Genomic DNA, 284 nt, shown 5'->3' with positions numbered 1-284 from the left:
GACATACGGGGGCGCGGCGGACCCGGTCAGGTCCGTGACTCCACTGGAGTCGGCGCCGTCCCCGTCGAGGTGCCAAATCCCGGACGGGCCGTCAGCAGTCGCCGTGAACGTCAGGGTGGCATTGTCGCTGGACTTGCCCGCGGCATCGATCGTCTTCACCGTGAGGGTGTGCGGGCCTGCCGCATCCAAGCCGGTCGGTGCGGCCTCCACCACTGCGCTCGTGGAGCCGGCCGTCACCGACTTGCATGTCGACGCCACGCCCGTGTTCCGGCCGTAACAGACCT

At 69.4% G+C, this 284-nt stretch carries 1 protein-coding gene; it reads right to left on the bottom strand.

Annotated features, from left to right (window positions below):
- A partial coding sequence (locus N802_RS19180; RefSeq protein WP_156971540.1) for a hypothetical protein occupies nucleotides 1–210 on the bottom strand: 210 nt, incomplete at its 3' end.
- Nucleotides 211–284: the final 74 nt, after the last annotated feature.

The organism is Knoellia sinensis KCTC 19936, assembly GCF_000768705.1.
Lineage (GTDB): Bacteria > Actinomycetota > Actinomycetes > Actinomycetales > Dermatophilaceae > Knoellia > Knoellia sinensis.
Note: the sequence above shows the minus strand (reverse complement) of the source record. Positions and strands in the feature narration are given on the sequence as shown.